Origin of the sequence: Streptomyces sp. RP5T, assembly GCF_003933965.1 — a bacterium.
Taxonomy (GTDB): Bacteria; Actinomycetota; Actinomycetes; order Streptomycetales; family Streptomycetaceae; genus Streptomyces.
Genome location: NZ_RSAJ01000193.1, coordinates 1 through 14,392, shown reverse-complemented (window position 1 = coordinate 14,392; position 14,392 = coordinate 1). Strand labels below are relative to the sequence as shown.

General features: G+C 71.1%; 14 protein-coding genes. 7 read left to right on the top strand and 7 right to left on the bottom strand.

The features are described 5' to 3' along the window. Positions 1 to 118: 118 nt before the first annotated feature. Positions 119 to 625 carry a DUF3291 domain-containing protein gene (locus EHS43_RS20925; RefSeq protein ID WP_125192298.1) on the top strand — a complete coding sequence of 169 codons (507 nt, stop codon included), beginning with the start codon at positions 119 to 121 and terminating at the stop codon, positions 623 to 625. Between the two features lie 27 nt (positions 626 to 652). On the opposite strand, the gene EHS43_RS20920 is transcribed toward EHS43_RS20925, so the two are convergent. Continuing rightward, positions 653 to 2,800: a S8 family serine peptidase gene (locus tag EHS43_RS20920; RefSeq protein ID WP_125192297.1), complete on the bottom strand. Its 2,148-nt coding sequence runs from the start codon at positions 2,798 to 2,800 to the stop codon at positions 653 to 655. Positions 2,801 to 2,925: 125 nt separating this feature from the next. Between EHS43_RS20920 and EHS43_RS20915 the strand changes: the two genes are divergently transcribed. After that, positions 2,926 to 3,219, top strand: a complete 294-nt coding sequence (locus tag EHS43_RS20915) for a hypothetical protein (protein WP_125192296.1) — start codon at positions 2,926 to 2,928, stop codon at positions 3,217 to 3,219. Positions 3,220 to 3,226: 7 nt separating this feature from the next. Here the strand turns inward: EHS43_RS20915 and EHS43_RS20910 are convergent, their stop codons facing one another. Then, a complete protein-coding gene (locus EHS43_RS20910) occupies positions 3,227 to 4,333 on the bottom strand; it encodes a ferritin-like domain-containing protein (protein WP_125192295.1) in 1,107 nt (368 codons plus the stop codon). 90 nt (positions 4,334 to 4,423) lie between these two features. On the opposite strand from EHS43_RS20910, the gene EHS43_RS20905 reads away from it, so the two are divergent. The 4 genes from EHS43_RS20905 (at position 4,424) to EHS43_RS20890 (ending at position 7,641) form a co-directional block, all read left to right on the top strand. Then, positions 4,424 to 5,362: a diiron oxygenase gene (locus EHS43_RS20905; RefSeq protein WP_125192294.1), complete on the top strand. Its 939-nt coding sequence runs from the start codon at positions 4,424 to 4,426 to the stop codon at positions 5,360 to 5,362. 164 nt (positions 5,363 to 5,526) lie between these two features. Further along, a complete protein-coding gene (locus tag EHS43_RS20900) occupies positions 5,527 to 6,174 on the top strand; it encodes a TetR/AcrR family transcriptional regulator (protein WP_125192293.1) in 648 nt (215 codons plus the stop codon). Next, positions 6,167 to 6,469 (top strand): hypothetical protein, encoded by a 303-nt coding sequence (locus EHS43_RS20895; RefSeq protein ID WP_185806338.1) that lies wholly within the window; start codon positions 6,167 to 6,169, stop codon positions 6,467 to 6,469. Before EHS43_RS20900 ends, EHS43_RS20895 begins: the two co-directional genes overlap by 8 nt. A gap of 101 nt (positions 6,470 to 6,570) precedes the next feature. Next, positions 6,571 to 7,641, top strand: a complete 1,071-nt coding sequence (locus EHS43_RS20890) for a C40 family peptidase (protein ID WP_125192291.1) — start codon at positions 6,571 to 6,573, stop codon at positions 7,639 to 7,641. Here the strand turns inward: EHS43_RS20890 and EHS43_RS20885 are convergent. Genes EHS43_RS20885 through EHS43_RS20865 form a run of 5 tightly spaced genes read right to left on the bottom strand, consistent with a single transcriptional unit; the run spans position 7,614 to position 13,127 of the window. Next, positions 7,614 to 8,867, bottom strand: coding sequence for a styrene monooxygenase/indole monooxygenase family protein (locus EHS43_RS20885; RefSeq protein WP_125192290.1), 1,254 nt, complete (start codon positions 8,865 to 8,867; stop codon positions 7,614 to 7,616). The two genes, EHS43_RS20890 and EHS43_RS20885, sit on opposite strands and share 28 nt — an antisense overlap. A gap of 25 nt (positions 8,868 to 8,892) precedes the next feature. Beyond that, positions 8,893 to 9,549: an ATP/GTP-binding protein gene (locus EHS43_RS20880; protein ID WP_125192289.1), complete on the bottom strand. Its 657-nt coding sequence runs from the start codon at positions 9,547 to 9,549 to the stop codon at positions 8,893 to 8,895. Next, positions 9,530 to 9,934, bottom strand: coding sequence for a DUF742 domain-containing protein (locus EHS43_RS20875; protein ID WP_125192288.1), 405 nt, complete (start codon positions 9,932 to 9,934; stop codon positions 9,530 to 9,532). The genes EHS43_RS20880 and EHS43_RS20875 overlap by 20 nt, the downstream gene beginning before the upstream one ends. Continuing rightward, entirely contained in the window at positions 9,931 to 10,434 is a 504-nt protein-coding gene (locus EHS43_RS20870) for a roadblock/LC7 domain-containing protein (protein WP_125192287.1), read from the bottom strand. The genes EHS43_RS20875 and EHS43_RS20870 overlap by 4 nt, the downstream gene beginning before the upstream one ends. Next, positions 10,431 to 13,127 carry a nitrate- and nitrite sensing domain-containing protein gene (locus EHS43_RS20865; RefSeq protein WP_125192286.1) on the bottom strand — a complete coding sequence of 899 codons (2,697 nt, stop codon included), beginning with the start codon at positions 13,125 to 13,127 and terminating at the stop codon, positions 10,431 to 10,433. Before EHS43_RS20865 ends, EHS43_RS20870 begins: the two co-directional genes overlap by 4 nt. A 371-nt stretch (positions 13,128 to 13,498) precedes the next feature. On the opposite strand from EHS43_RS20865, the gene EHS43_RS20860 reads away from it, so the two are divergent. Further along, positions 13,499 to 14,287, top strand: a complete 789-nt coding sequence (locus EHS43_RS20860) for a protein phosphatase 2C domain-containing protein (protein WP_125192285.1) — start codon at positions 13,499 to 13,501, stop codon at positions 14,285 to 14,287. Positions 14,288 to 14,392 lie beyond the last annotated feature (105 nt).

The window sequence follows — 14,392 nt, the reverse complement described above, 5'->3', positions numbered from 1 at the left end:
CATCACCGGGGGCGGGGTGGCGGCGCCGATCGCACGGTCGGTGATGGAGGCGGTGCTCGACTCCAAGGAGTGAGACGGGGGTTGAGAGCCCATGGGCCGCCTACCTAACGTTCGGTCCATGACTGACGCCACCGCGTACCACCTGGCCCAGGTGAACCTCGGCCGCCTCAAGGCCCCGCTGGACTCCGCGCAGTTGAAGGACTTCGTCGACAACCTCGATCCCGTGAACGCCGACGCGGACGCGGCCGACGGTTTCGTCTGGCGGCTGGAGGGCGACTCCGGTGACGCGACGGACATCGCGGTCTTCGGCGACGAGTGGCTGATCATCAATATGTCGGTGTGGCGGGACGCCAAGGCCCTGACGGCGTACATGTACCAGGGCCGGCACCGCGAGATGCTCGCCCGCCGCAGGGAGTTCTTCGAGCGGGTCCAGGAGGCGATGGTGGCCCTGTGGTGGGTCCCGGCCGGCCATCGCCCGACGGTCGCCGAGGCCGAGTCCCGCCTGCTGCACCTGCGCACCAACGGCCCGACCCCGTACGCCTTCACGCTGCGCACGCTGTTCCCCGCGGGCGCGGCCGACCCGGTCGCCCTGAAACTCCCGGACGACCTGGGCTGCTCGGTGTGACACCGTCCGGCCGCGCCCGCGGACCGGTCACAGCTCGCCGACGAACCATCCGCGCGACGCCGACCAGCACAGTTCGTGCATCAGGCCGTCGGTGCCACGGAAGACGACACGCTGTTCACCGGCGACGGTGTACGCCGTGGGATCGCCCGCCGCGGGGATGCCCTGCCCCACCGCGTCCAGGGCACCGCGCCGCCAGCCCGTCGAGGCCGACCACCACAGCTCGTGCACCCGGTCGTCGGTCCCCCGGAAGACGACGTGCTGGCAGTCGCCCAGCACGTACCCGAAGGGATCGCCACCCGCCGGAACCGCCTGCGCCACCGACGACGTACCGCCGACCTGCCACCCCGTACCCGCCGACCACCACAACTCGTGCACCCGGCCGTCCACACCCCGGAACACCACGTGCTGACTGTCCCCCAGCACATAACCCCGCGCGTCACCCGCAGCCGGGATACCCTGCCCCGCCGCGTCCAGGGCACCGCGTTGCCAGCCGCCCGAACCGGGGCTCCACCACAGCTCGTGCACCCGGTCGTCGGTCCCCCGGAAAACGACGTGCTGGCTGTCGCCCAGGAGGTACGCGGCCGGACTCCCAGCGGCCGGGACGCCGAGCGCAACCGTGCTCAGGTCGCCGAATCGCCAGCCGAGCGCCGGGGACCACCACCACTCGCGCAGGTAGGTGTCGGTGCCGCGGCAGAAGACGTGCCGGTCGTCGCCGCGCGCGTAGGCCGCGGGACCGCCCGCCGCCGGGATCGCCGCGTGCACCGCCGCCCGGGCGTCCGCGAGACCCCAGCCGGTGGCCAGGTCGAAACCCGGGCCTGCGGCCTGGCCGCCGGTCGAGGGGCTGGAGACACCGGCCGTGACGTCCTTGGCGGTCCGGGTCAGGGCGTTGCGCACCCCGCGCAGGCCCAGGCCGGGATGGGCCTGGCGGATCAGGGCGCAGATGCCGGCGATCTGCGGCGCCGCCGCCGACGTACCGCTGAAGGCGGCCCAGCCGTCGGTCGGGGAGGTCTCGTCGCCGTTGGGGAAGGGCAGCCCGTTGCCCAGGTCGCGGTCGATCTCGCAGCCGGGCGGGACGGGCAGCATGATGTACGCGGCGCGCGGCCGCAGGCCGACCAGACCGCTCAGGTCGGGGACGTTGCGCCCCGGGTAGACCCGGCTCGCGAACCCGCTCGCGTAGTCCGAGGCACGGGAGTTGCCCAGTTGGTCGATGTACACGCCGCCGGCCGCGATGACCTCGGGGTGCTGGGCCGGGAAGCCCCAGTGGCCGTTGCCGGCCGAGAACACCACGAGGATGCCGCGCGCGGCGGCGAGCGCGACCGAGGCGGCCAGGGCCTGCTGGATGGCGGACAGCGGCGGGTCCATGACGCTGTAGCCCCAGCTGTTGCTGATGATCTGCGCGGCCGGGGTCCGGGCCACCGCGGTGTTGAAGGCGCCGAGGATGTTGGCGAAGTTCGCCTTGACCATGGAGAAGTCGATGCCGGGAGCCAGCGCGAACGCGTTGGCGGACTCCCCGGTTCCGTGGCCGTTCTCGTCGACGGCCGGCTGGGCCGCGCCCGGACCGAGCACGACCGTGCCGTTCAGATTCCGGGCCGTGAAATACGGGTGCCGGAACCAGCCGGTGTCGACCATGGTGAGCCGGATTCCATTTCCCCGGAATCCCCGCTGGTGCGCCTGATTCGCACCCAGCAAGGACGCCACTTGGTCCGGGACCTCCAGATGCCAGTAATTCACCTTGGGCGGAGTGGCGTTCTGGAACGCGTACACCGGTTCCTCGATGGCCACGCCCTCGACGGTTTCGGCGACCGGGGTGCCGGCGGTGGAGATCAGGCCGGGCAGGTCGGTCTCCCGCGCGTCGATGAAGGTGGCGGTGGCCTCCCGGCCGCCCGGCTTGATCACCGGGCGCTCCTCGGTCACCAGGTGGGTACCGAAGAACTGCTGGTAGAGGGCGGGAGGACCGGCGATGTTGAGGGTCTGTGGGGATCGCTGGAGGATCTGGAACCCGGCCGCCGCCAGTTGCCGTTCGGCGGCCGAGGCGACCTGCTCCTCGGAGGTGAAGTTCTCGGCACCGGCGGCGGTGACCGCGCCGGCCTCGAACAGCGAGCGACCGCCGGCAGATCGCGGCGACGCCTGGGCGAAAAGGATTTTGGGCAGCCTTGAGTCAAGCTCATCGGGCATTTTGTCCCCCAATTCCGATGAACGCGCCAAGAAGCACGGATAGCATTCATCTATAGGGGAACAAGACTCCTTTGGACATACTCATATCGACGTAGCTGCCGGGCTTTTCACTCTTTGGACGTGCCGTGACCCATAATGCGCAGAGCCCTCTTCTCTCCCATGTGCTGCTCGCTCCGCAGAAATCGGCCGAGCAGGTGCGTGCGTTCTTCGCGGACCACGGCTTCGAGGTGGGTGAGGTGGTCGCCACAGGCTTCGCCCTGACCGGGCCCCGGTCCGCGTACCTGGAGACTTTCGGCACGGACCCGGGGGCGGCGCGGCCGGACGAGCTGCCGCTGGGCCGGCTGCCGCGCGAGATCGCGGCGGGCATCGCGGCGGTCGTGCTGCCCGCGCCGCCGGACTTCGGGCCGACGTCCTACTGAACGGGTCCTACGGCGTGCCGCCGGCCTCGATCGCCGACGTGACCTCCGCGACCCGCTCCCGCTCCTCGGTCGCGAAGCGTTTCGCGTCGAGTTTCTCGGCGATCTCCTCGTCCTGGGCCATGAGGAGGTCGAGGCTGGAGTCGCCCATCTCGAAGACGCCCATGTCGACGTAGGCCTGCTGGAGGCGTGTGCCCCACAGGCCGATGTCCTTGACGCAGGGGACGATCCGGGAGAAGAGCAACCGGCGGAACAGGGCGAGGAACTCGGATTGTTCGGCGTACTCCTCGGCCTCCGCCTTCGGGATGCCGAAGTTCTCCAGGACCTCGACCCCGCGCAGCCGGTCGCGCATCAGATGGCAGCCCTCGATGACGAACTCCTCGCGTTCGCGCAGTTCGGCGTCGGAGAGCTGCTTGTAGTAGTCCCGCAGGGCCATGCGGCCGAAGGCGACGTGCCGGGCCTCGTCCTGCATGACGTAGGCGAGGATCTGCTGGGGCAGGGGCTTGTCGGTGGTGTCGCGGATCATGCCGAACGCGGCCAGCGCGAGGCCCTCGATGAGGACCTGCATCCCGAGGTAGGGCATGTCCCAGCGGGAGTCGCTCAGCGTGTCGCCCAGCAGTGACCTGAGGTTGTCGTTGATCGGGTACAGCATCCCGATCTTCTCGTGGAGGAAGCGGCCGTAGATCTCCGCGTGCCGCGCCTCGTCCATCACCTGGGTCGCCGAGTAGAGCTTGGCGTCGAGGTCGGGCACGGACTCCACGATCCGCGCGGCGCACACCATCGCGCCCTGCTCGCCGTGCAGGAACTGGCTGAACTGCCAGGAGGCGAGGTGCTTGCGCAGTTCCCCCTTGTCCTTGTCGGTGAACTTCGCCCAGTACTTGGTGCCGTAGACGGAGATGGACTCGTCGGGGGTGCCCAGGGCGTCGTACGGATCGACCTCCAGACTCCAGTCGATGCGCTTCTGGCCGTCCCACTGCTTGTCCTTGCCCTTCTGGTACAGGGCCAGGAGGCGGTCGCGGCCGTCGTCGTACTCCCAGCTGAAACGGGCCTTGCCCGTGGCCGGTACCTGCCAGTGGGGGTCGCCGGGATCCGTGGTGTACAGGTCGAAGGTCGGCATGTCCCGCAGGCTGCCCCTTCGTAGACGCCGGGTCAACAAGTCGCGCGCGGGGGATTGACGGCCTTGCTGACAAGCAGTCTCATAAGAGCCATGACGAGTCTGACAGATGTCGACGCGCTCGAAGGGCTGCGTGACGCCCTCGGCCTGCTCAAGGACCGGGAGCAGGTCGCCGAGCGGCTGCTCGACTCCTCCGCGAAGCACTCCTTCGATCCGGACAAGGAGCTGGACTGGGACGCGCCCTTCGAGGAGGGTCTGTGGTTCTGGCCGCCGGAGCTGGTGTCGCTGTACGACACCCCGATGTGGCGCCGGATGAGTGAGGAGCAGCGGATCCTGCTCTCCCGGCACGAGGCCGCGGCGCTGGCCTCGCTGGGGATCTGGTTCGAGATCATCCTCATGCAGCTGTTGTGCCGTCACATCTACGACAAGGCGGCCACGAGCGCGCATGTGCGCTACGCCCTCACCGAGATCGAGGACGAGTGCCGGCACTCCAAGATGTTCGCGCGGCTGATCACCCGGGGCGACACGCCCTGGTACCCGGTCAGCCGGACCCATCAGCAGCTCGGGCGGCTGTTCAAGACGATCTCCACGACACCGGGATCGTTCACGGCGACCCTGCTCGGTGAGGAGATCCTCGACTGGATGCAGCGGCTGACGTTCCCGGACGAGCGCGTGCAGCCGCTCATCCGCGGGGTGACGCGGATCCACGTGGTGGAGGAGGCGCGGCACGTGCGCTACGCCCGGGAGGAGCTGCGGCGGCAGATGATCTCCGCTCCGCGGTGGTCGCAGGAGTTCACGCGGGTCACGTCCGGGGAGTTCGCGCGGGTGTTCTCCGTGGCGTTCGTGAATCCGGACGTGTACACGAATGTGGGGCTGGACCAGCGGGAGGCTCTCGCGCAGGTGAAGGCGAGCGGGCACCGGCGGGAGGTCATGCAGACCGGCGCGAAGAGGTTGACCGACTTCTTGGACGACATCGGGGTGCTTCGGGGTGTCGGGCGGAGGTTGTGGAAGTCGTCGGGTCTGCTGGCTTGATCGTCGGCCGCGGGCCGGTGGGGGCTGGCCGCGCCCGCGCGGCGGAGCCGCACACCGATACGGCCCCGCGCCCCTGAGAGACGTCAGCCGGACCCGCTCAAGGGGCGCGGGGAACTGCGCGACCAGCCACGACGCACCTGTGGGCGCCCGACTACGCTGCATCCATGACCCCTGCCGCGCCCGCCTACCGCCGCCTGAGTGTCGAGGAACGTCGGAGTCAACTCCTCGACGCCGCCCTCGGCCTCTTCGCGCACCGCGCGCCCGAGGACGTCTCCCTCGACGACGTGGCGGAGGCGGCCGGAGTCTCCCGTCCCCTCGTCTACCGGTACTTCCCCGGCGGCAAGCAGCAGCTCTACGAGGCCGCGCTCCGCTCCGCCGCCGACGAACTGGAGCAGTGCTTCGACGAACCCCGGGACGGGCCCCTCCTCACCCGTCTCTCCCGCGCCCTCGACCGCTACCTCGCCTTCGTCGACGAGCACGACGCCGGCTTCAGCGCCCTGCTCCAGGGCGGCAGTGTCGTCGGGACGTCCCGGACCACCGCCATCGTGGACGGCGTACGGCGGGCCGCCGCCGAGCACATCCTCAGCCATCTCGGCGTCACCGATCCCGGTCTGCGGCTGCGCATGACCGTGCGGATGTGGATCACCGCGGTGGAGGCGGCCTCCCTGATCTGGCTCGACGAGGACAAGCAGCCTCCTGTCGGGGAACTGCGGGACTGGCTGGTCGAGCAGTTCGCCGCCGTGCTCTCCGTGACCGCGAACCGGGACCCGCAGACCGCCGCGCTGGTCACGGCCCTCGCGGCGGATGGCTGACACTGGTGCCGTGAAGAGCGAAGACACCCCCTTCGAGGGCGGCCCCATGGACGGCCGGGTGCTGCCCGTGCTGCTGGGACCGACCGGTCACCCGCCGAAGACGTACCGCATCCCCGTCCCCGGCGCCGACGGGGGCCCGGAGACCGTGCTGGTCTACCGCCGGGCGCCCAGGGGGCACAACAGGCTGGGCATCCAGAAGGGGTGGAAGTACACCTACGACCCCGAGGGCGGGGCGGCCGACCGGCTGAGGTGGCCGTGGTCCGGGCCGCACAAGCCGGCTGACACCGACGGGTGACGAGGTTGCGCCGAACCGCCCACCCGGCGCGCGGGGACGCCCGCACCGCCTGATGCTCGCCGTGCGGAACAGAGGGGCTGTTCCGCACGGGAGGTGATGACGTGTCAGGAAGGCTTCTGCGTCTGGTGTGTACGGCTGCGGTGGCGGCCGGCACCGCCCTCGCACCGGTGTCCGCGGCGGCCGCACCGGAGCCGGAGCCGCGCGAGCGGCCCGTCTCCGACCTGCTGACGGACCTTCAGCGGCTGTACCGGGAGGCCGAGGAGGCCACCGAGACCTACAACGCCACCGAGGAGAGACTGAAGGCGAAGCGCGCCGAGCTGGACCGGCTGGACGCGGCGCTGGCAAGGGCCCGGCTCTCCCTGCGCGACAGCCGGGGGGCCGCGGGGCGGCTGGCCCGCCAGCAGTACCAGAGCAGCACCGACATCTCGCCGTACGTCCGTCTCCTGCTCGCCCGCGATCCCCAGCACGCTCTCGAACAGGGCCATGTCATCGGCCAGTTGGCGCGGGACCGCGCCAAGGCGGTGGGCCGTCTGACCGGCACCGAGCACCGCGCCGACGAGCTGGCCCGCAAGGCGCGCAAGGCCCTGGACGACCATCTCACGCTCGCCGCCCGGCAGAAGAAGGACCGGGACGCCGTACGGGGAAAGCTCGCCGGCGTGGAGGAGCTCCTCGCCTCCCTGACCGCCGAACAGCTCGCGAGGCTCGCCGAGTTCGAGGAGAAGGGGGTCGAGAAGGCGCAGCAGGAGTTGACCACGTCCGGCGCCCTCGGTGAGGGCGTGCGCAAGCCGTCACGGGAGGGCGAGACGGCCCTGCGGTACGCCCGACGGCAGCTGGGGAAGCCGTACGAGTGGGGTGCGGAGGGTCCGCGGACCTACGACTGCTCGGGGCTGACGTCCGAGGCGTGGGCCCATGCCGGTACCCCGATCCCGCGCACCAGCCAGGAGCAGTGGGCCCGGCTGCCGCGGATCCCGCTGAAGGAGCTGCGCCCGGGAGACCTGGTCCTGTACTTCCCCGAGGCCACGCACGTGGCGCTGTACGTCGGGAACGGCCAGGTCATCGAGGCTCCGAGGACGGGCGAGAGGATCAAGGTGTCCCCGATCGCCGCTCATCCGCTCCTCGGAGCCGTGCGTCCGGACGGGGAGGGTCAGGCCCCGGCCACCGAAGCCAGGTAGGCCCCCGCCTTCTCCGGCTCGTAGAAGAAGTTCTCGAAGTCGGCCGGGTTGTCGAAGCCGTTGGCGAAACGGTCCGCGACGGGCTGCAACTGGCCCGCCGCGCCGATCAGGTTGAGGATGTGCTCCGGCGGCGGGGCGAGCATCGCGTTCGTCCACTTGGTGACGTGCTGGGCGGTGGCCCAGTAGCGCTCGAACGTCCCGCGCATCCACTCCTCGTCGAACTCCTTCTCGCCCCGCTCCAGGATGGACGCGAGATAGGAGGCCGCGCACTTGGACGCGGAGTTGGAGCCCTGCCCGGTGATCGGGTCGTTGGCGACGACGACGTCCGCCACGCCCAGGACCGCTCCCCCACCGGGCAGGCGGCCTATCGGGTTGCGCACGGTGGGCGCGTAGCGGCCGGCCAGCGTGCCGCCGGCGTCCGTGAGCTCGGCCTTCGTGGCGCGGGCGTACTCCCAGGGCAGGAACTTCTCCATGAGTTCCAGGGTCAGGGAGAGGTGTTCCGCCGGGTCCTTCACGCCGTTGAAGACGTCGAGGGGGCCGCCGGGTATGCCCTCCCAGAAGAGGATGTCGGCGCGTCCGGAGGTGGTGAGCGTCGGCATGACGAAGAGTTCGCCGACCCCGGGGACGAGGTTGCAGCGGACGGCCTCGGTGTCCGGGTGCTCGGGGCGCGGTCCCAGACCGTGGACGTAGGAGACGGCGAGCGCGCGCTGCGGCTCGCTGTACGGGGAGCGCTCGGGGTCGCGCGCGAACATGGAGACCAGCTCGCCCTTGCCGGCCGAGACCAGCACGAGGTCGTACGTGCGGGAGAAGTAGTCGAGGTCGCCGACCGCCGCGCCGTGGATGACGAGCTGGCCGCCGCGCTGCGCGAAGGTCTCCATCCAGCCGGCCATCTTCACGCGCTGGTCCACCGACTGCGCGTGACCGTCGAGGTGTCCCAGCCAGTCGATCGCGCGCTGCGAGGGCCCCGGGTCGAACGAGCCGGGGGCCGCCACCGAGACGCCGAGTCCCTTGATCTTCGGGGCCTGGGACTCCCAGAAGTTCAGCTGGAGATCGCGCTCGTGCTGGAGTGCCGTGTGAAACATGCACTGCGTCGACATGACCCGGCCGGAGCGGATCTCGTCCGCCGTCCGGTTGGACATCAGGGTGACCTCGTACCCGTGCGACTGGAGACCGAGGGCGAGCTGGAGGCCGGACTGGCCGGCTCCGACGACGAGTATCTTCCGCATGCGGGTGCTGGCTCCTAAAGGTGGACTACTCGGGGGTCTCGTCCAGCGCGTGGCCGACGAGGGACAGCAGGGTCTCGATGACCGAGATCTTCCGCCGCGCGTCCATGATCATGACAGGTATGCGCCGGGGGACGCTGAGCGCCTCCCGCACGTCCTCCGGCTCGAACAGCTCGCTGCCGTCGAAGTGGTTGACCGCGACGACGTACGGCAGTCCGCAGCTCTCGAAGTAGTCGAGGGCGGGGAAGGAGTCCTTGAGGCGGCGGGTGTCGGCCAGGACGACGGCGCCTATCGCGCCCCGCACCAGGTCGTCCCACATGAACCAGAACCGCTCCTGGCCCGGCGTGCCGAACAGGTACAGGACCAGGTCGTCGTCGAGCGTGATGCGGCCGTAGTCCATGGCCACGGTGGTGGTGACCTTCTCCGGGGTGCCGGTGAGGTCGTCGACCTGCTCGCTCGCCTCCGTCATCAGCGCCTCCGTCTGGAGGGGCTCGATCTCGGAGACGGTGGCGACGAGGGTGGTCTTGCCGACGCCGAAGCCGCCGGCCACGACTATCTTCGTGGCTATGGGGGCCCGGGTGCGGTCGGTCTGCCAGGACTTGAGGTTGTCGTCGGTCTCGACATCGACGAACGGGGTGACGCCGAGGCCCCGGGAGGCGGCGGCGTCAGAGACGACGGAGTCCACTCAGCACCCTTTCCAGCAGAGCGCGGTCGGGACGGCCCGTACCGTGACCGGTTCCGGTGCCGTACACACGGATCTTTCCCTGGTCCGCGAGGTCGCTGAGGAGCACCCGGACCACGCCGAGCGGCATCTTCAGCAGCGCGGCGATCTCGGCCACCGTGCGCATCCGGCGGCACAGTTCGACGATGGCCCGCAGCTCCGGCATGACCGACTTCAGCGAGCCGTTGGTCAGCTCCTTGCGCTCCTCGGGAGCTTCGAGAGCCGCCACGAAGGTCTCCACCAGGAGGACGTGACCGAAGCGGGTGCGGCCGCCGGTGAGCGAGTACGGCCGCACGCGGGCGGGTTTGCGCTCGCCGCCGCGGACCGGCAGTTCGGGTTTGTTCGTCATCGGGCGCCCCCCGAGCCCTCGTTCTCCAGCGACTGCCGTAGCTCGCTGCGGAGTTCGGGGGTCAGGACGTGTCCGGCGCGGCCGACGAACAGCGCCATGTGGTACGCCACCACGCTCATGTCGCAGTCGGCGGAACCGTGGACACCGAGCAGCGAACCGTCGCTGATCGACATCACGAACAGGCTGCCCTCGTCCATCGCGATCATGGTGTGCTTCGTCGTGCCGAAGTCCATGAGCTTGGCGGCGCCGAGGGTGAGGCTGCCGATGCCGGAGACGATGGTCGCGAGGTCGGCGGACGAGCCGCGCGGGCCGGAGGGCTTCCCGCCCCGGGCCTCTCGTGCCTCCGCGTTCCGCTCGGCGTCGGAGGAGAGCAGGAGCAGGCCGTCGGAGGAGACCACGGCGACGGACTGGACGCCGGGCACCTCCTCCACGAGGTTGGTCAGCAGGAAGTGGAGATTGCGGGCTTCACGACTCAGTCCGAAGGTACTGGGCGCGGTCAACTGCTTGCCTCCTCGGCTGTGCCCCCCGTGGTTTCTTCGGATGCGGTGCGGTGTTCTGCGGTCGGCAGCTTGGTCTGGCCGGTCTGTTCCTCGATCTCCGCCTCCACGTCGCGGTAGCCGGCCTCCGCCCCCCGGCGGAAGCCGCCGAGCCTGCGGCGGAGTGCGTCGGCGTCCACGGAAGCGTTGCGCCGGCGCGGGGCCGGGGCGGTGGGCGCGGTGATCTTGGGGGTGCGCTTGGGGAGGCCCTTGTCGGTGACGGGCTCCTCGTCGGCGCGGGTGTGTTCGGTCTCGGCCTCGGCCGCGGGTGCGTGCGCCTCGGGTGCGTGCGCCTCGGGCTCGTCCGGTACGGGCTCCCGTTCCGCCTGTGCCGGTACCGGGGCCATCAGCTCCATCGTGGTCTCGGCCGGGGACTCCGCCGCCCGCTCGCGTACGGCCTGCTCGGCCAGCGTCACCAGCGGGTCGCCCTGAGAACGGCCGTTCAGGACGTTGGAGTTGGCCTCCGCGTCCGCGCCCGGGAGGGAGAAGGAGTGGGTGGCGCCGGCGACCGGGCCGTCCGCGGCCGGTACGGCGGAGGCGGGCGCGGCGGTGAGCAGGGCCTTGGGCAGGACGACCACCGCGGCCACGCCCCCCTGCTTCTGCTCGCGCAGCTGCACGCGGACGCCGTGCCGGTGGGCGAGGCGGGCCACGACGTACAGGCCGAGGCCCAGGCCCTCGTCGCCCTCGTCGTACGACTCGTAGGCGGCCTCGGGGTCGAAGTCGGCGAGGCGGGAGTTGAGGGTGGTCATCCGCTCGGCGGTCATGCCGATGCCCTCGTCCTGGACGGAGAGCATGACCTCGCCGCTCTCCAGGAGCCAGCCGGAGACCTCGACGGGCAGGTCGGGCGGGGAGAACGAGGTGGCGTTCTCCATCAGTTCGGCCAGCAGGTGCGAGAGGTCGTCCGCGGCGAAGCCGACCACGTGGGCGTGCGGCGGCAGGGCGGCGATACGGACGCGCTCGTAGCGCTCGATCTCGCTGACCGCGGCACGGACGACGTCGACCAGCGGGACCGGGTTCGCGCTCTGCTGCACGTGTTCGGTGCCGGCGAGCACGAGGAGGTTCTCGCTGTGGCGGCGCATGACCGTGGCGAAGTGGTCCAGCTTGAAGAGGGTCGCGAGGCGCTCGGGGTCCTGTTCGCGCTCCTCCAGGCTCTCGATGACGGCGAGTTGGCGCTCGACGAGGCCGAGGGTGCGCAGTGCCAGGTTCACGAAGGTGGCACCGATGGTGGTGCGCAGCCGCTCCAACTGGGTCGCGGAGGCGGCGAGTTCCTCCTTGAGCTGCTCGCGGGCGTCGGCCATCTTCTGGCGCTGGCCGACCAGGTGCTTGCGGTCGGACTCCAGGGTGGCGATCCGCTCGGCGAGCCCGACCGCGTGCGCGTGCAGGGTGTTGACGGAGCGGACGACCTGGGCGAACTCGTCGTTGCGGCCGGTGAAGGAGACCGCTTCCTCGGTGGTGGGGTCCTCGGCTCCGGCCAGCCGGGCGGAGCCGCGGCGCAGCACGGACAGCGGCCGGGTGAGGGTGCGGGCCATGGCGGTGCTGATGCCGACGGCCAGCAGCATCAGGGCGCCGAGGATCGCGACCCGCAGCTCCAGCGCGGTGACGTCGTCGTCGCGGAGCTGGGCGAGCGCCTTGACCCGGCGGTCGAAGAGCGCGGACTCGGCGCCGCGCATGAGGTCGACGCGGGCGGAGAGGGCGTCGTCGACCTTGCCGGTGCCGGTGCTCAGCTCACTCGCGGAGAGGGTGGGCTGGTCGGTGAGGGCGGCGAGGTACTTGTCGGCGGAGTTGACCTCGGGGCCGGTGACCGTGGAGTCGTAGCTGGCCTTGGCGGTGGCGGGCGCGGAGTCCCGGAAGTCGGCGAGGGCCGCGTCGGAGCGCAGCCGGGCCTGCTGGGCGGCGGCGCTGAGCGCGGCGCGCTGGGCGGTGTCGGCCTTGGAGGAGACCTTCTCGGTGTTCGTCAGGCCGGTGATCGGGTCGTAGACGCTGCGGGTCGTCGTGGGCACGCTGAGCGCGGCGAGCAGCAGCCCGCGGGCGGCGGCGGCCTGCTGTACGGCGGAGTCCAGCTCGGCGAGGGAGTACGCGCCGGCGCCGGCGCGGGCCGGCGTCCGCTCGGCGAGTTCCTCGGCGAGATCGTGCAGTTCGGTGATGGCGGCGGAGTACGCGTTGTGCGTCTCCAGCGCGGTGGTCCGGCCGGTGAGCGCGGAGCGGCGCAGGGCGGCGATGCCGTCGAGGTCGGCGCGCAGGGTGGCGGACAGGTCGGTGTCGGCGCGCAGTTCCTCGGCCTGGCGGTCGACGCGGGCGCTCGCCTGCTCGCCGGGCGCCTTCGCCTTGGGCCGGCCGGCCGCGACGTACGAGGTGACCTCGTCGCGTTCGTCGGCGAGCGCGTGCGCCAGGTCGAGGGCGTCCTGGGTCTGCTCGGCGAGCGTCACCAGGTCCTGGGAGTCGTGGAGTTCCCCGGAGGCGGTGACGAGGGAGGGCGCGCCGGCACCGGCGATCGCCGCGGCCACGACGGCGACGGCGAGAATCAGCCGGGTGCGGACGTGGGTGGGGCGGCCCTTGCCGACGGGAGTCCCGGGGGCGCCGGGCGTGGCGGCTGTGCGCTCCGCGTCGTTGCCGGAGGCCGTCTGCTTGCCTGTGCGACGAGGCCGCGTCTTCTGCACCGCTGCTCGCATTCCTGAACTCGTGATACCCATGGGCCCGGGTGACGCTCAGTCAACTGATGTGCACACCGGGGTACGGTTCCCGACCCTCCCAGCGCCGGTGGGCGGTGGTCGCGCATCGCCTGAGCCGCCACCCGAAGGAGTGAACCCCGGAGGGGAGTTGGCGGGCAAGTTCCTGCGGCACACGCACGGGCTGTGCGCGGCAGGCCGGTTGGACGTCGGCGAGGACCGATGGCAATATTCGCCACCACGCGCGCCCGGAGACAGCCATTCCAGCCCAAACCTGGCGTCTGACCTGCGCGACTACGTCAATTCCGCGATCGTTGCCACACTTTGGCGAAGCTTGTGGAGGGCTCGTGCAGACTGGCCGGATGCGTACGGAACTTGTCTCGGCACCCGGCGATGTCCAGCGGCCCAACGAGGACTTCGCGAGCGTCGCGCTCCCCGCTTCCGGACAGGGCGGCGCGCTGGTCGCCCTCGACGGTGTCACGCCGCCCGCCGGTCCGACGGGCTGTCTGCATTCCGTCCCCTGGTTCACGGCCCGGCTCGGGGGCGCGTTGACCGAACTGGCCGTTTCGCTCATGGATGTTCCGCTGACCGAGGTGCTGTCCGGGGCGATCGCGCGCACAGCACAGACACATGGTGAAGGTTGTGACCTTTCTCACCCGCGTACGCCGCAGGCCACGGTGGTGATCGCGCGGTGGTCCCCGGAGCGGGTCGAGTACCTGGTCCTGTCGGACTCGGCCCTGCTGGTGGAGGCGTCCGACGGCACGGTCTCGGCCGTCCTCGACGACCGCCTCGCCCGCCTGCCCCGCGCCCGCCTGGCCACGGACGCGCTGATCGACGCCCACCTGCGCAACAAGGAGGGCGGCTTCTTCACGGCGGCCGCGGACCCCTCGGTGGCGGGGCGCGCGGTGACGGGGGTGCTGCCGCGCTCGTCGGTACGCGGTCTGCTGGCCCTGACGGACGGGGCGGCCCGGTGGGTGGAGAAGTTCCACGAGGGCGACTGGGCGGAGTGCTACGCGTTCGTACGCAAGGAGGGCGCGCAGTCCCTCGTGAACCGCGTCCGCGAACTGGAACGAGCGGACGCGGAGCCCCGCACCCACCTGGGCCGCAGCAAGACCCACGACGACGCGACGGCGGTGTTCGCGGAGTTGTGAGCGGCGGGGCGCACCTGCGCCGGGTGCCCTTCAGGGGCGCGGGGCACCGCGCCCCCACGCAGCCGCGGAATGTCCCCCCAACAGCCCACGCGCGCCCCTCAGGGG

Coding starts and splice junctions, on each gene's coding strand:
- EHS43_RS20925 (WP_125192298.1), top strand. CDS start 119: ATGACTGACGCCACCGCGTACCACCTGGCCCAGGTGAACCTCGGCCGC.
- EHS43_RS20920 (WP_125192297.1), bottom strand. CDS start 2,800: ATGCCCGATGAGCTTGACTCAAGGCTGCCCAAAATCCTTTTCGCCCAG.
- EHS43_RS20910 (WP_125192295.1), bottom strand. CDS start 4,333: ATGCCGACCTTCGACCTGTACACCACGGATCCCGGCGACCCCCACTGG.
- EHS43_RS20905 (WP_125192294.1), top strand. CDS start 4,424: ATGACGAGTCTGACAGATGTCGACGCGCTCGAAGGGCTGCGTGACGCC.
- EHS43_RS20900 (WP_125192293.1), top strand. CDS start 5,527: ATGACCCCTGCCGCGCCCGCCTACCGCCGCCTGAGTGTCGAGGAACGT.
- EHS43_RS20895 (WP_185806338.1), top strand. CDS start 6,167: ATGGCTGACACTGGTGCCGTGAAGAGCGAAGACACCCCCTTCGAGGGC.
- EHS43_RS20885 (WP_125192290.1), bottom strand. CDS start 8,867: ATGCGGAAGATACTCGTCGTCGGAGCCGGCCAGTCCGGCCTCCAGCTC.
- EHS43_RS20875 (WP_125192288.1), bottom strand. CDS start 9,934: ATGACGAACAAACCCGAACTGCCGGTCCGCGGCGGCGAGCGCAAACCC.
- EHS43_RS20860 (WP_125192285.1), top strand. CDS start 13,499: ATGCGTACGGAACTTGTCTCGGCACCCGGCGATGTCCAGCGGCCCAAC.